At 62.6% G+C, this 14929-nt stretch carries 10 protein-coding genes; all 10 read left to right on the top strand.

What is annotated here, in order from left to right; translation table 11 throughout:
- The first annotated feature begins 2 nt into the window (after positions 1-2).
- The 10 genes from HX792_RS19615 (at position 3) to HX792_RS19570 (ending at position 14906) form a co-directional block, all read left to right on the top strand.
- Positions 3-887, top strand: coding sequence for a TatD family hydrolase (locus HX792_RS19615; RefSeq protein WP_176997635.1), 885 nt, complete (start codon positions 3-5; stop codon positions 885-887).
- Positions 884-2104, top strand: a complete 1221-nt coding sequence (eboE, locus tag HX792_RS19610) for a metabolite traffic protein EboE (protein ID WP_176997634.1) — start codon at positions 884-886, stop codon at positions 2102-2104. The genes HX792_RS19615 and eboE overlap by 4 nt, the downstream gene beginning before the upstream one ends.
- A complete protein-coding gene (locus tag HX792_RS19605) occupies positions 2094-3539 on the top strand; it encodes an alkaline phosphatase family protein (RefSeq protein WP_176997633.1) in 1446 nt (481 codons plus the stop codon). The genes eboE and HX792_RS19605 overlap by 11 nt, the downstream gene beginning before the upstream one ends.
- On the top strand, positions 3509-4648 hold the full coding sequence (locus tag HX792_RS19600; RefSeq protein ID WP_176997632.1) for a hypothetical protein: 1140 nt from the start codon (positions 3509-3511) through the stop codon (positions 4646-4648). Before HX792_RS19605 ends, HX792_RS19600 begins: the two co-directional genes overlap by 31 nt.
- Positions 4649-4658: 10 nt before the next feature.
- Positions 4659-7022 carry a hypothetical protein gene (locus HX792_RS19595; RefSeq protein ID WP_176997631.1) on the top strand — a complete coding sequence of 788 codons (2364 nt, stop codon included), beginning with the start codon at positions 4659-4661 and terminating at the stop codon, positions 7020-7022.
- 62 nt (positions 7023-7084) lie between these two features.
- Complete coding sequence (locus tag HX792_RS19590; RefSeq protein ID WP_176997630.1) at positions 7085-8002, top strand: hypothetical protein; 918 nt, start codon at positions 7085-7087, stop codon at positions 8000-8002.
- Positions 8003-8028: 26 nt separating this feature from the next.
- Positions 8029-9279, top strand: a complete 1251-nt coding sequence (locus tag HX792_RS19585) for a hypothetical protein (protein ID WP_176997629.1) — start codon at positions 8029-8031, stop codon at positions 9277-9279.
- 3 nt (positions 9280-9282) lie between these two features.
- Entirely contained in the window at positions 9283-11091 is a 1809-nt protein-coding gene (locus tag HX792_RS19580) for a hypothetical protein (RefSeq protein WP_176997628.1), read from the top strand.
- 12 nt (positions 11092-11103) lie between these two features.
- Entirely contained in the window at positions 11104-12153 is a 1050-nt protein-coding gene (locus tag HX792_RS19575; protein WP_176997627.1) for a hypothetical protein, read from the top strand.
- A 320-nt stretch (positions 12154-12473) separates the two neighbouring features.
- Positions 12474-14906 (top strand): TonB-dependent siderophore receptor, encoded by a 2433-nt coding sequence (locus HX792_RS19570; RefSeq protein ID WP_176997626.1) that lies wholly within the window; start codon positions 12474-12476, stop codon positions 14904-14906.
- The last annotated feature ends 23 nt before the right edge of the window (positions 14907-14929 follow it).

Below are 14929 nucleotides of genomic sequence, written 5' to 3'. Positions count from 1 at the left end.
CCATGCTCAAGTACTTCGATCCGCATATCCACATGGTCAGCCGCACCACCGATGACTACCAGAACATGGCCGCCGCTGGCATCACCGGGGTGATCGAACCTGCGTTCTGGCAGGGCCAGGCGCGCACCAGCGTCGGCAGTTTCGTCGACTATTTCGACACGCTGCTCGGTTGGGAGCGCTTTCGCGCGAGCATGTTCGGCATCCACCACTTCTGCACCATCGGCCTCAACCCCAAGGAGGCCAACGACCTGTCGATTGCCAATGAAGTGCTGGAGATTTTGCCGCGCTACCTGGTCAAGGACGGCGTGGTGGCGGTGGGCGAAATCGGCTATGACGACATCACGCCCGAAGAAGACCGGTTTCTCGCTGCCCAACTGGAGCTGGCCAAGCAATTCAACCTGCCGGTGCTGGTGCACACACCGCACCGCGACAAGATCGGCGGCACCAAGCGCACCCTGGCGGTGGTCCGCGAAGTGGGGATTGCCGAGCACCTGGTGATCATCGACCACCTCAACGAACTCACCCTGCCCCTGGTACTCGACAGCGACTGCTGGCGCGGCCACTCGATCTACCCCAACACCAAGATGTCCGAGCAACGCATGGTGGCCCTGCTCAAGGAATACGGCACCGAAAAAATGGTGGTCAACAGCGCGGCGGACTGGGGCATCAGCGACCCGCTCAAGGTGCCCAAGACCGGCCAGGCCATGTTGGCCGCAGGCTTCAGCGAAGCCCAAGTTGAGCAGGTGCTGTTCCACAACCCGGTGGACTTTTTCGCCCAGAGCGGCCAGCTGGACAAGGCCCTGGTCAGCACCCCATTGCCCATCGACCAGCGCAAACAGTGGCAGGAAAACTCGGCCCTGCGCGGCCAGGAACCGGTGGTCAAATGAGTGCCGCCAGCGGCTGGACGGCCGCCCAGGTCGGCTATTGCAGCAACGTGCACCCCACCCGTGACCTCGCCGGGCTCAGCGCGTCCATCGCGCAGCATTTCCAGGGCGTGCGCAGCCTGCGCGGGTTGCTGGAACAGGACAGCGGCCTGTGGATCTGCGCCCGCGCTGCCGAGCAATTGCGCGACGCCTCGGCACGGGCGCACTTCCTCAAGCTGCTGCACACCAGTGGCGTGCGCCTGACCTCGTTGAACGGCTTTCCCTACGGTGAGTTCCATCAGGGCGCGGTGAAAGCCGAGGTCTACCTGCCAGACTGGGCCGACCCGCAACGGCTGGCCTACAGCCTGGACCTGGCGCGTATCCTCGCCGACGCCTTGCCGGCCGGCTGCCGCCAGGGCGTGATTTCCAGCGTGCCGCTGGGTTATGCCGCCACCTGGACGCCTGCCTTGCAACGGCGGGCTGACGAGCACCTCAACCGGCTCACCGCCGCCCTCGCCGACCTGCACCGGGAAACCGGCAAGAAGATCGTGTTCTGCCTGGAGATGGAGCCGGACTGCGTGCTGGAAACCACCGAACAGGCCATCGCCTTCTTCCAGCAGCGGCGCGTGACGGATCCGAACCATGCCTACCTGGCGCTGTGTTTTGACGTGTGCCACCAGGCGGTGATGTTCGAGGACTGCTATCAATCCCTGGACCGCCTGCGCCAGGCCCGGGTGCCGGTGGGCAAGATCCAGCTCTCCAACGCGATGATCTGTCGCCTGCCGCCGCAAGGGGATGCGCGGCGCCAGCGGGTACTCGACACCCTGGCGACCTTTGCCGAAGCAGTCTACCTGCATCAGGTCAAAGCCCTGGATGCGCAGGGCCGAGTGGTCGCCTGGCCGGACTTGCCCGCCGCCCTGGCGGGTTGTGACAGTTATCGCGAGCTGCGCATTCACTTCCACGTGCCGCTGTTCAGCGAACACTTGTTGCTGCCCGAACTCAGCGGCAGCCAGGTGGCATTGGCGCAAACCTTCGACTACCTGGCGGCCCATCCAGAGTTTCGCCCGGTGCTGGAGGTGGAGACCTACAGCTGGGGCGTGCTGCCCGCCGAGCTGCGGCCCGCCTCCGAACCGGCCCAGTTGGCGGGCATCGCCGCCGAGCTGACCTGGGTCGAGACGCAGCTGCGTCAACGCAACCTGCTGCGTTCCCCGGTGCAGGAGGCGTACGCCCATGCCCTCTGATCAACCGTTGCTGCTGATCAATGTGGTGGGGCTGACGCCCGGCTTGCTCGGCGAGGCCACGCCGCATATCAACAAGCTGCTCAAGACCGCGCAGATGGCCCACTTGCAACCGGTGTTCCCGGCCGTCACATCGACGGTGCAAGCCTCGATCCTCACCGGCACACCGCCGTCGGCCCACGGTATCGTCGGTAACGGCTGGTACTTTCGCGACCAGGCCGAGGTGAAGTTCTGGCTGCAACCCAACGCACTGATCCAGGGTGAAAAGGTCTGGCACACCCTCAAGCGCGCGCTGCCGGGGTTTCGCTGCAGCCAATTGTTCTGGTGGTACAACATGTACGCCGACGTGGACGCCGCGATCACCCCGCGCCCCCATTACCCCGCCGACGGGCGCAAACAGTTCGGCCTGTATTCGTCGCCGCCCGAGCTGCACGCCCAGATTGAAGAGCAGATCGGCGAGTTTCCGTTTCCCGGCTTCTGGGGGCCAGCGGCGGGCATTCGCTCCAGCCGCTGGATCGTCGATTGCGCCATGGCCGAATTCCAGCTCAATCGGCCGCACCTGCAATTGATCTACCTGCCTCACCTGGACTACAGCCTGCAACGCGTGGGCCCCGACCACCCCTCGATTGCCGATGAAGTGCGCGCCATCGACCTGGAAGTCGGGCGCTTGCTGGCGTTCGCCGAGGCACAAGGGGCAGCGGTGATGGTGCTCTCCGAGTACGGCATTGAAGCAGTCGAGCAATCGATCTCGATCAACCGTGTGCTGCGCGACGAAGGCCTGTTGCAGGTGCGCCAATCCCTCAGTTGGGAACTGCTCGACGCCGGGGCCAGTGCGGCGTTCGCGGTGGCCGATCATCAAATCGCGCATGTTTATGTGAAGCAGGCGCAGGACATTCCCCGCGTCAAAGCCCTGTTGCAGCGCCAGCCAGGCATCGAGCAGGTGCTGGATAAAACCGAGCAGCGCGCCTGGCACCTGGACCACCCGCGCAGCGGCGAGCTGGTGGCGGTGGCCGCCGCCGGGTTTTGGTTCGATTACTACTACTGGCTGGATGACCGCAAGGCCCCGGATTTTGCGCGCACCGTGGACATCCACCGCAAGCCCGGCTACGACCCGCTGGAGCTGTTTGTCGACCCGGCCATCCGCTTCCCCCGGCTGAAAGTCGCGCGCCGTCTGCTGCAGAAAAAACTCGGCTTTCGCTACTACATGGACCTGATCCCGCTGGACACCCGCCTGGTCCGTGGCAGCCATGGCCGCCTGCCGAGCAGCCTGCAGAGCGGTCCGTTGTTGATCACCAATTGCGACCTGGCGTTGCCGCAGCAGCTTGCGGCGACGGCAGTCAAGCAACTGCTCCTGGAACACTTCCTGGGGCGCCCACACACCGAACTGGCCACAGCCAAGGAGCTTCCATGCGGCGAGCCTTATCAATCACTGTCCTGAGTGCACTGGCCGGATTGGCCCAGGCCCAGGCCCCCAGCACCTTCGATTGCAGCAACTTTTTGCAGTTTGGAGGCAACGTCAACGCCACCCGAACCCTGTTCACCCAGAGCCCCGAGACACTGGCCTGGAACTGGTTCGCCTGCCTCAACCAGCCCGCGTCCACGCAAAGCCCGGACCGGGTCTGGGAAACGCTGAAACCGTCAGACCAGGTCTACCTGAAAAATGGCGCCCAACCGCTGCCATATGCCCAGCGCGTGCCGGTGCCCGCCGCCGTGCTCACGCAGGCCAAAGCGCTGGGCATGAACACCAGCCGCCTGTTTCACAACCTCAACGCCACGCAGCAGGTGGACGGGCTGATCCTGCAAATGGGCGGCCAGGTGCCGGCTGCCGAGAAAGGCCAGGCGGTGCGCTTTCAGTTGCTGATGGGCCAGGACACGTTCAACTACATCGTCCAACAGAAGGTCTACAACGTGAACGGCCAGGCGGCGCTCACCAGTGACCTGAACTTCCCCTCCACCGCCTGGGAACTCAAGGCCGCGTGGCTGTGGATCGGCAGCGACGCCACCTATCAACAGCAACTGGCCAACGACGGTTATTACATCGCCCAGGCCTACTACCAGCAAGGCAGCACCTACCAGGTGGGTTACGCCGCATTGAGCGGGTTGCACGTGATCAACAAGCTGAACCCCAACTGGGTCTGGACCACCTTTGAAAACGTCAACAACAGCAAATACACGGTGACCAACGCGACGCCGGCCACCCCGATGACCAACAGCACCGGCCCGACGGCGGCGGCGCAACCGGTGAACACCAGCTTCCAGGCCGCCAACCCGACATTGGCGCAGTACGAGTTGATCGGCGTGCAGTCGGAAACCAACCCCACCCTGCTGGCCAACTCCCAACTGGAGTCGGCGTTCCAGAGCGAGTCGTCGTGTTTTGCCTGCCACGGCACGGCGGCGTACTCGCCCAAGCAGGGCTACTTCAATTTCGCCCTGAAGCAACAGGGCGGCATCGTCTACCCCACCGCCGAGTTGCCGGCCGCCGACTTCGTCGGTTACCACAAACTGGACTTTGTCTGGTCGCTCAAACGCGCCCAGTGGCAACGTTAAGGAGCCTGACATGAGCGTATTGAATTTTCCTCGGATCTACGTCAAAGGCCACATGTTCTGGAACCCGCCAACGGCCAATAACAACGACATGTTCCCGGTGTATGACGCGGTGAAGATGCAGATGAACTGGCCGTTCCTGGAGTCTTTTGGCATTACGCCGCTCAATGCGGCCAGCACACTGCTGCCCTGGACGATTGCGCCGCTGCCGGTCAACCAGATCCCCGACTATGTGCTGCAAGTACCGGGCAATGCCCCACAAGTGACCACGCCGATGATCCCCGGCGAATGGAACCTGTTCGGCGACAACGCCTGCGGCACGGTGAGCTACCAACAGACCCAATCGGTGATCAGCGGCGGCGAACTGCCCGACGGTGGCTATGTCGCTACCGATTCCTTGATCAACCAGCCCTATCAACTGGTGGGCAATCCCTTTGGCGGCGCAGGCCCCACAGCGGCGCGCTTTGTCGACGTGAGCCCGTGGCAGAACACCTTTACCGCGCTGTACTTCGACAAGCTGGTGCTGGGCACTCCGCAATGCGGCCTGACCCTGAACCGCGAGCATCGCATGCTCGACCGTCTGCTGAACTTCAAATGGGCCGGCCTCGGCGGCCTGAGCTACGTCACCACGACCTGGCAGACCTGTTTCCCGAAAGAAAACCTGGCATGGGCAGTGGGCGATTCGGCCCTGCTGAAAAACCTGCAAGCACAGATGCAGCAGCAAAACGCCAAGGGCCTGATGTTCCGTTTCACGACGTACCTCACGTGCTACGACAAGAACGGCATCCTCAATGACTTCCCGCCCATCGACACTCATTCCTCAAGCCCCGAGGCCCTGGCCAAGGTGCAGGCCATGTACCAGCAGGGGCTGGATAACGTCGGCGATATTTTCTTCAACCCCGCTTACAGCCGTACGGTCGGCACCCTGGGCTTGTGGTTCGAGGATGAGTTCCCCACCGCACCTGCCGGCATGCGCCTGGTGCCGGCTGCCAAAGTGCCGATTCACATCACCCCCGGGGACACCCCGAAACAGGTACAGCTCGGCGTGACCTCGGCGCAGATCCATGGCAACACCTTGTCGCTGGATCTGGGCAACACGTTTGCGTTCTATCCGGTCGACAAAAGCGCCCCCATCCCTGTGGCGGCCAAATACCTGGCGGGCGACTACGCGGTTGGCATCCGCCAGGGCACGCAGTTCAACGAATTGGCCCGCTTCAGCTATGCCGATTACCAACAGACGCAGTTCGACCAACGCTCGGGCCTGCTCGACCTACCCTTCACCGTGGCGGCGCAGACCCTGCTGCAAAGCGGCACGCTGGAACTGCAATTGCTGGGCAGCCCGAATGCAGTCGCCGCCACTCAACAAGAATGGACTGCCGAGGTGATCGAGAGCGGCAGTTTCATCGACGTCGGTGCCACCCAGACACTGCAGATCATGGTGCAACGCAATGGCCAGCCGGCACCGGCCGGCACCACCTTATGGGTCGCCGAATACGGCAATGCCTACATGCTGTGCACCACCGACTATTACCTGACGTTCAGCAATGCGGCCGACTTCACGCTGTTCAACAATGATCCCTCCAACTTCGCGAACAACACTGCCAACCTGCCCCAATTCAAGGGCACGTCCGCACTGCCGACGATGCTGACCGAAGGCACCGGCCGCCAGCTCATGTCGATACTGCCCGCCGAAAACACAGACACGACGCAACCGGTGACCTATCAGACCTATTTGAAGACACCCGCCGCAGTGTCCCTGCAGCCTACTTTGGCGTTCTCCAACCCGATCAGCCGCCAAGGCGTCCTGGACGACCCGCTCAACAGCGCCGTGCAATACAACGTGACCTCTGTGCAAACCGATGCCAATGGGATTGCCCGGTTGACGGTCACGGGCCAAGCACCGGGCTTTCCAACCCTGCGCTTCTTCGTGCAGGAAGGTCAGCAGGCGCCGGGTATTCCCTTCAGTTTCCCGCTCGCCGAAGCCTATGTCGACTTCCTCGCACCGCTGCGGGTGCTGCCGCTGGAACCCGAACTGCAGAAGGCTTTCGTCACGGCCTGGAACGCCATTTACCAGCGCGAGGACGCGAGCACGGTGATCTGGGAGACCTTTATCTTCCCCTTCATCCTCAAACCCTATTACTACCTCTACCCGATCATGAACAAGTTCATGCCGCTCAATTCCCTGACCCGGATCGAAGGCGCTATAGACCAGCTAATCGTGCTGATCAGCAAGGAATACCAAGAGGAAAGCACCCTGGCGATGCCCATCACCCGCGACATGCCGCAAAGCCGTCGCGCCGTGCTGGAGCTATGGGCGCAGGCCTTGGTGAAACGCAATTACCCACCCGTGCCGCTCAGCATGAGCGACTACCAATAACGCTGTTACGCCAGGACCACCGGGTGACGCCAGCGTCACCCGGTACTGCACAGGAGTGTCATATGAACGCCAACTTCTTGCGTCGATTCTTGCTGCTGGTGCTGCTGCTCAGCCCCGCGGCATTTGCTGCCAATGACAGCGGCGCGGTGTATTTCACCAATGGGGTACACAACAGCGAAGGCTGCACTAAAAAAAATGGCAACTGCATCGCCAAACGTACGCCCAGCGATCCGTCCGATCCCTTCTTCCCCGCGCAATGGATCAGCGACTGGACCATGTACCGGGTGATCCACAACTACCAGAAAAACCCGCCGCCCTACAGTGACCCGCCCTCCACCCTGACGCCGGCCGACTACACCGTGTCCAAGGGCACCAGCTACTACGACACCACCTACATCCCGGCGGACGGCGACGGGTTCGGCGCGATGATGGAGCACTACGAGAAGTACTGCCTGCCGATCTTTCCTATCAAGGACAACAACTACACCTGCACCTTCGTGTCCCTGGGCAACAAGGCTTACTTCCTCACTTACCCGCAAGACCGCCCGAAAGACATGCCGGCCTGCTGCATGTTCTCGCCGATGAACCACCCGCCACGGCAAAGCTTCATCGAGCACCTGCCCTACAGCGCCGACCGCAGCAAACACCTGGGCGGCAGCCTGCAAGCCTATGCCATGGACCTCAAATCACCCGCAGGGCCGATCCTGTTTGGCTACGCCTTCAACAAACAAGCCACCGGCAGCCCGCCCTACCGGCAGCCGCAGTCATTCTTTTTCTCGGGGGATACCAGTGTCGCCAACGCGCCCATCGTGAGCCAGAACTACACCAACTTCCGCATCGCCACCCCGGACCCGAAGGACACCTGGGACCAGGTGGCCGCCATGTGCCCATCGAACCCGCCGCCGTGCCAGTTGTTCGTGCCCCCGGCAGGCAAAAGTAACGGCCACAAGGCGCAATGGAACCAGCTCATGCAACCCTGACCCTGACATGAAAGGAAGGATCCGCCATGAAAACCCTCGTGTGTTTTTCCATGCTGTTGCTGGGGCTGGCCAACCTGCCGGCCCAGGCCAGGGAGGCGACCCAGCCGTCGGCCCTGGCCACGTCGCTGAGTTGCCAACTGCCCGCCGCCGCGCCGGCCGCCGGCGCCGGCCAGACACTGTTCGATGAGTACAGCTGGCAGCTGTTTGTCGCCTTGAACTGGCCGGCCCAGGACGGGCAACGCGGCAGCCCCGACTGCACCAAGCAACCCGGTGGCAGCGGCTATACCGTGTGGCAAACCTACAAGAGCGTCGCAGAAATCTTTTTGCCGAATGCCGCCAACCCCGGGCCATGGGACAGCGTCCTCAGAGCCAAAAGCCTGGGCCTTATCAACATTGCCGCACTAAAAAACACTAACCAACAGGAGCGCGTCGACCAGGCGGTGGGCGGATGGCTGATCGACCAGGCCGGCAACCCGACCTATTACGATATTGCTGCCAACGAGACTTCCTACGATTACATCGTCAACAACACGTTCTACAACGCAAATGTGGTGTCCAACGCCAGCAGCATCAAGTTCCCCAACGGGGTCATCGAGGTCAAATCCAGCTGGCGCATCCTCACGTCCAAGGACAATGCCAGCCGCTACCTGAACATGATCGCGCAAGTGACCACGTTCGACGCCCAGGGCAAGCCCAACGGGGTCGCCCAGCAACTCCTGGGGCTGGTGGGGCTGCACATCATCACCAAGCCCGTCGGTTACCCGCAGTGGGTGTGGTCGACCTTCGAGCAAATCGACAATGTGCCGGCCGACCCGTCAACCCACGGCAGCTACTACGACCCTGCCGCCACCACCGTCAACCAGTCGCCGTGCAACTGGAACACCCAAGGCGCGCATCCGGTGTGCGTACCGGTGAGCGGCACCACGTTCCAGACACCCGACCCGCTGACCCGTGTCACTGCCATTGATAGCGCCACCGACAAGGTCAACGCCACCTACCGCGCCGACCCTGGCCTGAAAAACAGCCCGTTGAAGTACTACCAGCTGATCACCACCCAGCGGCCACTCAACCCCAACATGATCGGCAACCCCATGGGCACGCCCACCCCCACGCTGTCGGCCAACGTGACCATGGAAAGCTACATCCAGCCCACCAGCAGTTGCATGGCGTGCCATTCGATGGCGACGCCGCCCAAGAGCGCGATCAAGTCCGACTACTCCTACCTGTTCAAATTCGCCCAGACACCGGGTGCCACCCCTTCCCCGATCAAGGAATAGATCATGAGTATCCTCAACGGACCCCGCCTGAATTTCTGGGGCGGTATCACCACCGACGTCAGCGTGTCGAACAACACCCCATGCCTGCCCCAAAACGCGGACAACGGTTGGCCGGTGTTTGACCTGGCGCGTTCTATCGTGGCCCCCCAGGCCGAGGCTTACAGCGATGACGAACTGAACGCCATGATCGATACCCCGAGTGCGGTGCGCTATACCCTCGGCGGCTGGAACCACTTCGGGGACCATCAAGTCTTCATGGAAAACGCCCTGATCAGCTCCCAGGGCAACCCGGGCAGCGTCAGTACCACTGGCGACCTCGTTGGCCAGCCGATCGGCCTGCTTGGATCGGTGGACCCGGTTACCGGCCAGGGGCCTTTCACCGGCCCGATGATGGTAGACCTCGACCCGACAGCGTCCACCACCACCCAGATCTTCGTCGGCGGCCTGCAAATAGGCACGGATGACGACCTCCAGTTACTGATTCACTGCAACACCGTGTGCAGCAGTTTCGATGTGCAGACCCGGGTGCTGAAGCCAAACACCATGGACGCACCCGGCTCGTTCCATGCCAGCGGTACGTTCCAGCTGACGTTCCCGCTCACTAGCATTGTCCAATGGAACCGCAACAGCGCGGGCCTCAAATCGATCATCGAGGCACCGGGGGCAACGGGGATCGTGCTGCGCTTCGTGATGTTCGAGATGTGCCCCAGGATGACCACGGCCGAGCTGAACGCCGATTATGCGGCCAACAAAAATGACCCGAACCCGAGCATCGGCCGCGTCATCGGCACACTGGCACCGGCGTTTGCCGATGAGCCGTTGAACTCTCAACCCGGTCGCCAATTGATCAACCAGGACACGGACAATGCCGCCTATGCGGAGCTGGCCGGCAATGGCCTGCTGAGCATCGACATGGTTAACCTCATCCCCAAGCAAACCTTCCGCGCTGACCGTACCGACATCACCAGCCCCATCGGGCCGAATGCGAATTACGGCCCGGTCAGCATTACCGCGGGCACCACTCAGCTCACAACGCTCGACCCAACGAGCAGCCCATTGGTTGACTACTACGTGTATGGCGGCATCGTCGACCTGCCCCTGAATGCCACCCAGCAGCAAGCTGCGCAGACGTCGGCCCTGGCGGTCAACGCCCCGGATACTGTCGATGATTCGACCCTCAAGGCCCTCGAATCGGAGTACCGGGTGTACGGCGATCTGCGTAACGTCTACCTGGAAGACTACCCTGACGGCCTGTCGATCACGTTGCAGGTTCGCTACCTGGGCGGTCCGGTGCCCGCTGCCACCGCTATCAGTATTGAACAATCGCCACCGGCGCTGTACACCGACCCGCAGGACTACGAGTTTCTCGATTTTCCCGCCACACTGACAATGGAAACCGGCCAACGCTCGATCAGTGTCCCGGTGGCGCTCAAGCCGGGCAGCGAAGCCCAGGCGGGTTTCGTCGCGTTGAACTGCACCGCCAACGGGCTCGACAGCAGTGGCTACTTCACCAGCTTTCGCAAATATGCCCAGACCGACTTTGGCATCCCCGCCGGCACAACCATCACCTGGGACATGGTCTACCCCAACGTCCTGCGCTTTCACTACCTGGCCTTCCCTGCCATGTCGCGCTACGTCGCATTGAACAAGCCGGACGCGGTCATGGGCGCGAAAAACGCGATCCTCGCGCGCATCGCGGATGTGTACAAGGGCACCACGCTGTACATGCCGGTGGTGCGTTCGATGTCGCCGTCACAGCGCGCCCTGTTGAGTGCCTACCTCACCCAAACCCCTTGGCAACCGCCGCAGTAGGAGGACACCGCCATGACGCTACGTATACCGGCGCAGCCCAGCGAAACCCTGCGCCCCAGCACGCTGATCGCCGAAGGCCTGCTCAACCCCCGTGGCCTGTGCCTGCAAGTCGACGGCAGCCTGTTGCTGGCCGAGGCTGGTTCAGGCTTGCCGGACCAGACCTTCAGTGGCCGCATCAGCCCGTTGCACCCCGATCCTAAGCGGCCCGGCGCCTACCTGCCGGGGGATCCCCTGGCCCAGGGCTTTCGCGCCATGAACATGCAGGCGCGCATGCTGCGCGATGAAATCATGGGCCTGTCGGACATCGCCTGCGGTGGCGGGCGTTGCCTGGCCAGCCAGACCGATTACGTCGGCGGTTCCAAGTTGCTCGACCTGCAATACAGCCCGCCCGAACCGGTGTACCACAGCCGGGGCAACCTGAACGCGCTGTGCTACCACCCGACCCGGCGCAGTTGGCTGGCGGTCAAGCCCGATACCAACCAGCTGGTGGAATTCGGCGACGGTGAAGACGAGCGTGTGCGGGTGCAACTGCCCGACTTGGACAAGGGCCAGGAAGCGGTACCCGTCACCCTCGTGTATGAGCCGCAGACCGACGCCGTGTTGATCAGCCTGTTCTCCGGTGAGCTGCACGGCGACCCGGCCCGCAAAGGCATCGACTTTGCCGACCACGCCGGCCAGGTGATCCGGGTACACCCGGCCAGCGGGCAGATCGAGGTGCTGATCAGCGGCCTGCAACTGCCCACCGGGCTGGCATTGCGTGCCAACGGCCATCTGCTGGTGCTGGAGTTGTGCAGCCATTTGCAACAACCGTTGCCACCTGACTGGAACGGCGAAACCCTGCACGGTGGCTTTACCCGATTCTCGGGGCGCCTGCTCGACTGCGACCTGCACAACGGTGACGTGAAAGTACTGGCACGCGGGCTGGATACACCCTCCAACCTGTGCCTGGTGCCCGGTGGAGTGGTGGTGAGTGAAGGCATGGGTTTGACGGGCCGGCCGTTGCCAACCCCGGATGGCAACGTTGTGCCATTAACCGGAAGACTGCGCCGCATCGACCTCTGATTGTAGTGAGCGGGCTTGACCCGCGCGGCGGTGTGTCAGCCCACTACAAGGCGCCAGGCAAACCGCAGCCCACGCCGCGGTGTGTCAGGTAGATGTGATGTGTCTGATACGCCGCCGCGCGGGGCAAGCCCGCTCACTACAAGCGACCGATAATAAAAATATGTGATTTTATAAATTAATAAAATCACATTAATTAATAATTAGCTTATTCCAAAAAAGACTTTCACTCGGGTTTCTTATAGTAATACTTTCATGTCACACCGTTTCCCAGCTGCACCCGCACCAAGGGCCAGTGCCAATCCTGATGGATTACTCCTGACATGCCCGATCTCGCACGCCCTCTTCCCGCCCGTAAATTTCACCTGTCATTGCTGACCAGCTCCCTGTTGCTCGCGGCACCGCTGCCGTTTGCCGAGGCGGCCGCCGATGACGCCAAGCTCGACACCGTCACCGTGATCTCCACCGGCCTGCGTGGCCAGGGGCGCACGGTGGCTGACAGCCCGGCGCCGATTGATGTGATCAACAGCGAGCAACTGCTCAAGACCGGCCGCGCCGAGCTCTCCGAAGCCATCGCCAAGCTGCTGCCGTCCTTCAACTTCGGCACCAACATTGCCGGCTATAACTCGGTGACCCGCCCGCTGAGCAACCGCAGCCTGGGCCCGGCCTACACCCTGGTGCTGGTCAACGGCAAACGCCGCCACAACGGGGCCACCGGCCAGCGTGGGTCCATCGATAACAGCGGCGCAAATGCCGTGGACATCGACCTGATCCCGGTCAGCGCGGTGGACCATATCGAAGTGCTCAAGGACAGCGCCGCCGCCCAGTACGGTTCGGATGCCGTGGCCGGGGTGATCAACATCATCCTCAAGTCCGAGGCCAGCGGCGGGCACCTGGAAAGCAGCTATGGCCAGTTGTATTCCGGCCAGGGTGAAACCATCAAGGTGGCCGGCGACCAGGGTTTCAAACTGGGTGACCGAGGCTTTTTCCATGTCTCGGTCGACGCGCGCAAACGCGGTGCCGCCTCGTGGAACGACAAGGCCGACAACAGCGTGCGCGCCTTCAGCGACCCGGCCAAGGAAGCGGCCTGGGACCGCGTGGCAATCAAGAACGGCGACCCCGACCTCAAGGCCTTCAACCTGGCCTACAACGCCGAACTGCCGCTGGAGGACGTGACGCTGTACTCGTTCTCGACCTACGGCGAACGCGACGCCGAGGCCGCCAACTACTTCCGCCTGCCCACCGGCACGGCGGCGGTGCCCGAGGTGTTCCCCAACGGGTATTTCCCGCTGAACAACATCAAGGACCGGGATTACCAATTCCTGTTCGGCGGCAAGGGCGAACTCGCCGACTGGAACTGGGACCTGAGCACCACCTACGGGCGCAACACTGTGCACCATTCCAGCGACCTGAACATCAACCCGTCACTGGGCACGGCATCGCCGACCAAATTCGACAACCTGGCCACCTTCCGTTTTGACCAGTGGGTGAACAACCTCGATTTCACCCGCCGCTACGACAGCCTGTTCAACCTGACGCCACCGGTGCAGGTGTCGGCCGGCCTGGAACATCGCTGGGAGCGCTTCAGCACTTTTGCCGGCGAACCCGACGCCTACATTACCGGCACCTACCCCGCCGCCTCGGGCGCGCAGGCGGCGGTGACGATTCGCCCGGAAGATGAGGTCAACCTGGTCCGCAACAATTACGCGGGTTACCTCGACCTGGGCTTTGACCTGACCGAGCGCTGGTTCCTCGATGTGGCCGGGCGCATCGAGCATTACGACGATGACTCGGGCAACACCTTCGGCCTGAAAGTGAACTCGCGTTATGAACTGACCGACACCGTGGCCGTACGCGGCACCGTCGGCACCGGGTTTCGTGCGCCGTCGCTGACGCAGATCGGCTACACCGTCGCCGACAACCGGGTGGCCATCGACGCCAACGGCAACGTGGTGCCCGCCGTTACCCGCCTGACGCCATCGGGCAGCAACCTGGCCAAGGCCCTCGGCGGCGATGACCTCAAGCCGGAGAAGTCGCGCAACCTGGGGCTGGGCCTGACCTGGGAACCGGCGCCGCGTACCAGCATCACCGCCGACGCCTACCTCATCGACATTGATGATCGCATCGCACTGACCAGCAATATCTACGACCGTGGCAACGGCGTGATCAATAACATCCTCACCGCCCAGGGCGTGCCCAGCGGCACTTGGGTCAACTACTACACCAACGCTTTTGACACCCGCACCAAGGGCCTGGACGTGGTCGCCGACCACACCACGCCGCTGGAGGCCTGGGGGTCAGTGCGCTGGAGCCTGGGCTTCAACTGGAACAAGACCACCATCGAAGGCACCCGCGACACTCCCGGCGCGCTCGCCAACTCCGGCGTCACCTTGGTGGGCCGTGATCGCGAGGGCGACCTGACTGATGCCACCCCCAAGACCAAGTGGATTCTGGGTGCTAATTGGAAGGTCGAGGACCTGGCGGTCAACCTGCAAACCAGCCGCTACGGCGCGGTGAAGACCCTGGCGGTCAACCCCACGGGCGACCGCAGCTTCGGCGCCAAATGGATCACCGACCTGGACGTCAGCTACACCTTCGTCGACCACCTCACCGTGAGCGTCGGCGGCACCAATATCTTCGACGTGCGCCCCGACCGGCATGCCGTCTACAGCAACCTGGGCCTGGCGCCGTATGGCAACCCGCCGTTCTATCCGGGCGGCGGCTATTGGTACACCAAGCTGGCCTACGACTTCTAAGCGCAATCGCCACGTGAGGGCAT

It is taken from the genome of Pseudomonas sp. B6002 (assembly GCF_013385985.1).
GTDB lineage: Bacteria > Pseudomonadota > Gammaproteobacteria > Pseudomonadales > Pseudomonadaceae > Aquipseudomonas.
This window is presented reverse-complemented; position numbering and strand designations above follow the sequence as displayed.

Excerpts from the sequence above, each read along its gene's own strand:
- HX792_RS19615 (WP_176997635.1), top strand. The coding sequence starts at position 3 with ATGCTCAAGTACTTCGATCCGCATATCCACATGGTCAGCCGCACCACC.
- eboE (WP_176997634.1), top strand. The coding sequence starts at position 884 with ATGAGTGCCGCCAGCGGCTGGACGGCCGCCCAGGTCGGCTATTGCAGC.
- HX792_RS19605 (WP_176997633.1), top strand. The coding sequence starts at position 2,094 with ATGCCCTCTGATCAACCGTTGCTGCTGATCAATGTGGTGGGGCTGACG.
- HX792_RS19600 (WP_176997632.1), top strand. The coding sequence starts at position 3,509 with ATGCGGCGAGCCTTATCAATCACTGTCCTGAGTGCACTGGCCGGATTG.
- HX792_RS19595 (WP_176997631.1), top strand. The coding sequence starts at position 4,659 with ATGAGCGTATTGAATTTTCCTCGGATCTACGTCAAAGGCCACATGTTC.
- HX792_RS19590 (WP_176997630.1), top strand. The coding sequence starts at position 7,085 with ATGAACGCCAACTTCTTGCGTCGATTCTTGCTGCTGGTGCTGCTGCTC.
- HX792_RS19585 (WP_176997629.1), top strand. The coding sequence starts at position 8,029 with ATGAAAACCCTCGTGTGTTTTTCCATGCTGTTGCTGGGGCTGGCCAAC.
- HX792_RS19580 (WP_176997628.1), top strand. The coding sequence starts at position 9,283 with ATGAGTATCCTCAACGGACCCCGCCTGAATTTCTGGGGCGGTATCACC.
- HX792_RS19575 (WP_176997627.1), top strand. The coding sequence starts at position 11,104 with ATGACGCTACGTATACCGGCGCAGCCCAGCGAAACCCTGCGCCCCAGC.
- HX792_RS19570 (WP_176997626.1), top strand. The coding sequence starts at position 12,474 with ATGCCCGATCTCGCACGCCCTCTTCCCGCCCGTAAATTTCACCTGTCA.